Here is a 6,071-nt window from a genome sequence, read left to right on the forward strand (position 1 = left end):
CTCACCGACCCGGTGGTCGCGCTGGCCACCCGGTGGCGGCCCGATCTGGTGCTGTACGAGCCGTTCGCGGTCGCCGGCGCGGTGGCCGCCGCGCGGCTCGACGTGCCGGCCGTACGCCAGGAGAACGCCCTCTTCGACGGCCGGGACCTGGTTGGCGCCACCGTCGCCCGACTCGGCGCCGCGCTGCGCCGCCACGGCATCACCGAGCTGCCCACGCCGGCCGCCGCCCTCGCCGTGGCCCCGCCCAGCGTTGCCACCCAGGGCGGCTGGCCGATGCGCTACACCTCCTACGTCGGCGGCGGTGAGCTGCCGGCCTGGCTGCGCGAGCCGGGTGAGCGCCCCCGGATCCTGGTCACCCGCAGCACCCTGACCGGCCCCGGCGACCGGGGGCCGATGCCCGCCGTGGTGGCCGCCGCCGCCGAGGTGGACGCCGAGATCGTGCTGGCCCGCCCCGACGAGCGGTCGGCCCGCTCCTTGCCCGGCAACGTGCGGGTGGTCGACTGGATCCCGCTCGACGAGGCGTTGCCGGCGAGCGCGGCACTGGTGCACCACGGCGGTGCGGGCAGCGCCTTCGGCGCCCTCGCCGCAGGCCTGCCCCAGCTCGCCACCACGGGTCCGGGGGATCGGCGGCACAACGCCGAGCTGGTGGCCCGCCGGGGCGCCGGCCTGGCGCTGCGCCCCCGGGACATCACCGCGCGGGCGCTGACCCAGCTGCTCACCGACGAGCACCTGCGTACCGCTGCCGCGCAGGTCAGCCGCGAGATCGCCGCGATGCCGCCACCGGCGGCACTGGTCGCGCGGCTGGCGGCACTGGTCTGAGGTCCACCCCGCGTGGCCACCCCGTATGCACTGTCGACTGCGGCAGGATGACCCGATGCGACACGTCGTGCTGTTCCACTCCGTGTACGGGCTGCGGCCCGCCGTGCGCGCCGCCGCCGACCGGTTGCGCGCCGCCGGGCACCAGGTCAGCACCCCCGACCTGTACGGCGTCCCGGCCACCGACACCGTCGAGGAGGGCTTCGCGCTGCTCGACAAGGTCGGCCAGGACGTGGTGCTGGACCGGGCCCGCGCCGCGCTGCGCGACCTGCCACCGGAGACGGTCCTCGCGGGCTTCTCGATGGGCGCCGGTGTGGCCGGGGCGCTGCTGGCCGAACGCCCCGCCGCCGCCGGTCTGCTCCTGCTGCACGGCACCGGCGGCGCCCCGGACACGGTCCGACCCGGGTTGCCGGTGCAACTGCACCTCGCCGACCCCGATCCGTACGACGCTCCGGACGAGGTCGACGAGTGGCAGCAGACCATGACCGACGCCGGCGCCGACCTGACGGTCTTCCGCTATCCCGGCGTGGGCCACCTGTTCACCGACCCGGACGTGGCCGAGTACTCGCCGGACGCCACCGCGGCGGCCTGGCCGCGCGTGCTGGCCTTCCTGGCCACCCGCTGAGCACCCGTCCCGCGTCCTGGCCCCGGCGGAGTTCGGCGGCAACCCCCGGCCGCGTGTGCTCGGGTCAGGTGGACAGCGGCGGGGTGGGCACGCTACGGCTTCAGCACGATCTTGCCTCGCGCATGGCGGGACTCACTCAGCTCGTGGGCGGCGGCCGCCTCTTCCAGAGTGAACACGGCCGCGACCGGCACTGTGAAACGACCCCGCTCGGCGAGTTCGCCGGCGGCGGCTATTCCTTCGAGAGCCGGTGTGTCCGCGCCGGGGCCAGAGCCGCGCGACAGGTGCACGCCGTAGGCCGTCGCGTTGATGTCGGCAATGCTCACTACCCGGTCCGGGCTCGCGACCAGGCCGACCAGGTCGGGCAGAGAACCAGAGCCGGCACAGTCGAGTACGACATCCACCCCGCCGGGCACCAGAGTGTGGACCCGCTCGGCCAGCCCACGGCCGTAGGTGGTCGGGATCGCCCCGAGCGAGGCGACGAACTCATGGTTGCGGTCGCTGGCCGTGCCGATGACGGTCGCGCCGCGAGCGACCGCGAGCTGGATCGCGGTCGTACCGACCCCGCCGGCCGCGCCCTCGATCAACAGCGTCGTGCCGTCCTTGACGCCCAACCGGTCGAGCACTCGGGTGGCCGTCTCGATGTTGCCCGCCGCGCCGCCGGCCTGCTCCCAGGTCAGGGCGGCCGGCTTCGGTGCCCACGCGGCCAGGACGGCGTATTCGGCGTTCGCTCCGCCCATCTGGGCGTAGTCCGTGATCCCGAAGACCTCATCGCCTACCCGAGCGGTGGTCACTCCGTCGCCGACCTCATCCACCACCCCGGCAGCGTCGACGCCGGGCACGTGCGGCAGGCGAAGCGGCATCCACTCCTGGAATCGGCCGGCGCGAACGTAGGTGTCGGCCGGATTGACACCCGAGGCCCGAACCGCCACCCGTATCTGGCCGGGGCCGGCGTGCGGTTCCGGTGCCTCCGACACCTCAAGGACACTCGCGGGTCCGTACTTCGAAAATTGCAAAGCCCTCATGCGTACGGACGCTAACGCAGGCTGCTGTCCGCCTCGCTAAAGTGAGAGCCGTGACCGATCGTTTGCCTCACGCTCTTCGCTCCGACGCCCTGGACAACCGCGAGCGCATCCTCGAGGCCGCCCGCGCGGTCTTCGCCGTTGACGGCCTGGACGTGCCGATGCGGGAGGTCGCACGGCGCGCCGGGGTCGCACCCGCGACCCTGTACCGCCGGTTTCCGACGAAGGAGATGCTGGTCACCGAGGCATTCGCAGAACAGATGTACGCGTGTCGCGGCGTTGTCGACGAGGGCCTTGCCGATTCGGATCCATGGCACGGTTTCTGTCTCGTGATCGAGAAGATGTGTGAACTGCACGCACGCGACCGAGGCTTTACCGCAGCTCTTGTGTCGACCTTTCCCAATGCGGTCGATTTCGAGGCGCGCCGTGAATACGCGCTCAGAGCGATCGACGAACTGGCCCGCCGCGCGATGGAGGCGGGTCGCCTGCGCCCCGACTTCGTCCTGGACGACGTCATCCTCGTGCTCATGGCCAACAGCGGTATCCACGCGACCTCGCCGACTATCCAGGTCAGCGCCTCCCGGCGCTTCGCCGCGCTCGCCATCTCGGCATTCCAGGCCTCCCCGGAGGTCTCGCCGCTCCCGCCCGTGGCGCGGTTGGCGTCCCCGGCATCGGTATCCCGACGCAGTCAGGTGGGCTAGTACTCCAGTGACAACTTCGCGACTCGGATGACTGGTAGTCGGGGTCGTCGCTGGTGGTGGGGTTGCCGTGCGTGGGTTCGGTGGTGCGCCGCCAGGGCAGACCAGTGCGGGGGGTCCCGAGGTCGGGCGAGCCGCCGACCCAACCGGCTCGCCCGACCTCGCTCAGCGGACGGTGGCGCCGACGCGCGGGGGCGTGGCGGTGCCGTGCACCCGCTTGGCGTGGCTGGCGAAGAGCCGCGGCGCGATGATCGGCATGAGCAGCCGGGCCGGCAGCGGGGCGTGCGCCAGCACCGCCTTGACCACCTCCGGGTCGCCCTCGTACATGGCCAGGCCGAAGGCCAACGGGAGCTGCTTCTTCGGGGACTTGCTCATCCCGTGTTCGCCGAGCTGCATCCACTCCCGGGCGGTGATGTGCCGTTGCGCCAGCGGCAGGATCTCGCTCTCCTCCAGGGCCATGTGCTCGATCAGCGCGGCGCGTAGCTGCTCCAGGGCGTCCGCAAGGTGCTCACCGCCGCCTCCGGTGCGGCGCCACCCGGGGAGGAGGGCGACCACCGCCGCGTGGGCGTCCTCGATGGCGTGGTGCTGCGCCTCCATGGTGGGGACGATCGCCGCGGCCTCCGCGCCGCCGCGCTCCAGCAGCCGGGGCCACAGCAGCAGGTCCTCGCCCTCGTGGTGCACGTGCAGGATGTGGCAGAGCATCTCGGCGTGGGCGCCGACGACCTCCGCGCGCGTGGCGTCGCCCGGTGTGACGTCGCGGACGAGCTGCGGCAGCAGGCTGAACTCGCGACGGAGCGCCGAGTGCGCCATGTGCATGTCGCGTACGTCGGCCATGGCTTCGCGGTGGTTCTGGTTCACGGTGACCTTTCCGAGGGATCAACTGGCACAGATCTGTTGATCATGCTCGGTGTCACTTGGAACCGGCTTGGAATCCACCAACCGTGGCGGTCAGTCGGCCAGGGCCGCCGTCGCCTCGGCCAGCCAGTGCGGCGACCCCCACCGACGGGCCACCCGGGCGGCGAGGGTGAAGTGCCGGGTCGCCTCCTCGCTGCGTCCTACCAGCCGGAACAGCTCCCCGAGCGTCAGCGCGACCGGCCGCACCACGGCCGCGGTGGTGGAGAATCCGGCCAGTTGGTCAGATACCGGGAGCAGCGCGTCGATCACGGGCTGGGCCAGGTCCCGTCGACCCAGCGCCACGACGACCATCCCGCGCACGGTGAGCAGGGCCGACTCGAAGTAGTCCGGACGGTAGGTGTGCCGCCCGATCGGCATGGCCCGCGCCTCGTCGAGGCGTCCGTTTCCGATCAGCGCCAGGGCCAGCAGGTCGTCCACGATCGGGCCCAACGACCCCCGTATCCGCCGGGTCGCCTCCAGGTGCTCACCGAACCGCCCCTGGCTGATCAGCAGGGTCCCGGTGGAGAAGTAGTGGAAGGCCTCGGCGTGCAGCGAACCCTGCCGCCGCATCTGCACGGCGACCTGGTCGTAGTGCCGCCGCGCGGCGACGAAGTCACCGGCGATGTGCGCGAGGGCGCCCAGCGAGCACAGGTTGATCGTCTGCGCCTCGTTCAGCTGGTACGTCTCGGCCAGCCATCCCTGCCGGGCGACGCTGAGGCGCAGTTCGTCCGGCTCGTTGAGCGCGGCAGCGGAGTGGCCCAGCGCCTGCTCGGCGACGGAACGGTAGGTCACCAGCCCGTGCTCGTCGGCGAGATCGCGCAGCTCCAGGGCGAACTCCCGGCGGTCCGGCGCCTCCCGCTCGTAGCTCATGGTGCGCAACCGTGCGGCCAGGCCGAGGGCGCGCAGCTCGGGGTCGCCCAGCCGGCGCGAGAGGGCCAGCGCCTCCCGTCCGGCCGCCACGCCTCGCGGATCGGACTCGCCGTCCAACTCCGTGGCCAGCGCCTCCAGCAGCCGGCAGCGGGCGACCGGGTCCAGGTCGTCGGCGCGCAGCAGCCGGGTGAGCAACTCGACGACCCGGTGGTCCACCACGCCGTACTCGTGGGTCAGCCACGGGGTGGGCACGGTCCACGCGGTGAACGCCGCGACCAGCAGGTCGTCGCGGCCGGACTCCGCTGCGACGTCGATCGCCCGGGCCCGGGTCTGCCGGGCGGCGGCCACCGCCCCGGCCCGCCCCTGGGCGCGCAACAGCCGCCCGAGCAGGTCGACCCGGAGCGCGTCGCGGTCCCCGGCGACCGTGGCGGCGGCCTCGACAGCATTGCTGAGCAGCTCGATCGCGGTGTCGTACGCGTACCGCCGCTCGGCCAGCTCGGCGGCCCGGATGGCGTAGTCGACGGCGAGCGGCGCGGTGTCGGCCGACGCGGCGCGGGCGTACTGGTGGGCCAGGGCCGGGTAGTCGTCGGGCCGCAGCCGGCGGGTGGCGGCGGCGATCCGGGCGTGCAGGCGGGTGCGGCGCAGCTGCGGCAGGTCGGTGTAGATGGTGTCGCAGACCAGGCCGTGCACGAACCGCACCCGCCCGGGCGCCGGTTCGGTGAGCAGCCCGGCGGTCAGCCCGGCTTCCAGCGCCCCCAGGACGGTGGCCTCGTCGGTGCCGGCGGCGTCGACGAGGGTGCGGACGTCGGCCTCCCGCCCGACCGCCGCCGTGAGGCGCAGCACCGAGACGGCCGTCGCCGGCAGGCGGGAGAGTCGTCGGCGCAGCACGTCGCGTACGCCCTCGGGCACGTCGGAGGTGGCGACGAGCGTGCCCTCGGCGGCGAGCAGCCGTGCCGACTCCCGGACGTAGAACGGGTTGCCGCCGGTCCGCTCGGCCAACGCGGCGACCGTGTCCGGGTCGACGGTGGTCCGGGCCAGCGCGCCGAGCAGCCGTTCGACCTCGGACGTGGTCAGACCGCCCAACGGGATCCGGTGAGGTGACCGGCGGGCCAGGACGGCCATCGTGTCGGCGAGCCGCTCGGCGTTGTC

At 73.3% G+C, this 6,071-nt stretch carries 6 protein-coding genes; 3 read left to right on the forward strand and 3 right to left on the reverse strand.

Going from position 1 to position 6,071, the window contains the following annotated elements:
• Nucleotides 1-819 (forward strand): nucleotide disphospho-sugar-binding domain-containing protein (locus tag PSH25_RS13475; RefSeq protein ID WP_238659423.1); only part of this gene is annotated, 819 nt, incomplete at its 5' end.
• A 55-nt stretch (nucleotides 820-874) separates the two neighbouring features.
• Nucleotides 875-1,441 carry a dienelactone hydrolase family protein gene (locus tag PSH25_RS13480; protein WP_238659424.1) on the forward strand — a complete coding sequence of 189 codons (567 nt, stop codon included), beginning with the start codon at nucleotides 875-877 and terminating at the stop codon, nucleotides 1,439-1,441.
• Between the two features lie 92 nt (nucleotides 1,442-1,533).
• Here PSH25_RS13480 and PSH25_RS13485 read toward each other — a convergent pair whose 3' ends face one another.
• Nucleotides 1,534-2,463: an NADP-dependent oxidoreductase gene (locus PSH25_RS13485; protein ID WP_238659425.1), complete on the reverse strand. Its 930-nt coding sequence runs from the start codon at nucleotides 2,461-2,463 to the stop codon at nucleotides 1,534-1,536.
• 50 nt (nucleotides 2,464-2,513) lie between these two features.
• Between PSH25_RS13485 and PSH25_RS13490 the strand changes: the two genes are divergently transcribed.
• Nucleotides 2,514-3,161, forward strand: coding sequence for a TetR/AcrR family transcriptional regulator (locus PSH25_RS13490; protein WP_238659426.1), 648 nt, complete (start codon nucleotides 2,514-2,516; stop codon nucleotides 3,159-3,161).
• 162 nt (nucleotides 3,162-3,323) lie between these two features.
• Here the strand turns inward: PSH25_RS13490 and PSH25_RS13495 are convergent, their stop codons facing one another.
• Nucleotides 3,324-4,016, reverse strand: a complete 693-nt coding sequence (locus PSH25_RS13495) for a hemerythrin domain-containing protein (protein ID WP_238659427.1) — start codon at nucleotides 4,014-4,016, stop codon at nucleotides 3,324-3,326.
• 90 nt (nucleotides 4,017-4,106) lie between these two features.
• On the reverse strand, nucleotides 4,107-6,071 hold a 1,965-nt coding region (locus tag PSH25_RS13500; protein WP_502361348.1), incomplete at its 5' end, for an ATP-binding protein.

The sequence above is a fragment of the Micromonospora foliorum genome (assembly GCF_022229015.1).
Classification (GTDB): Bacteria; Actinomycetota; Actinomycetes; order Mycobacteriales; family Micromonosporaceae; genus Micromonospora; species Micromonospora foliorum.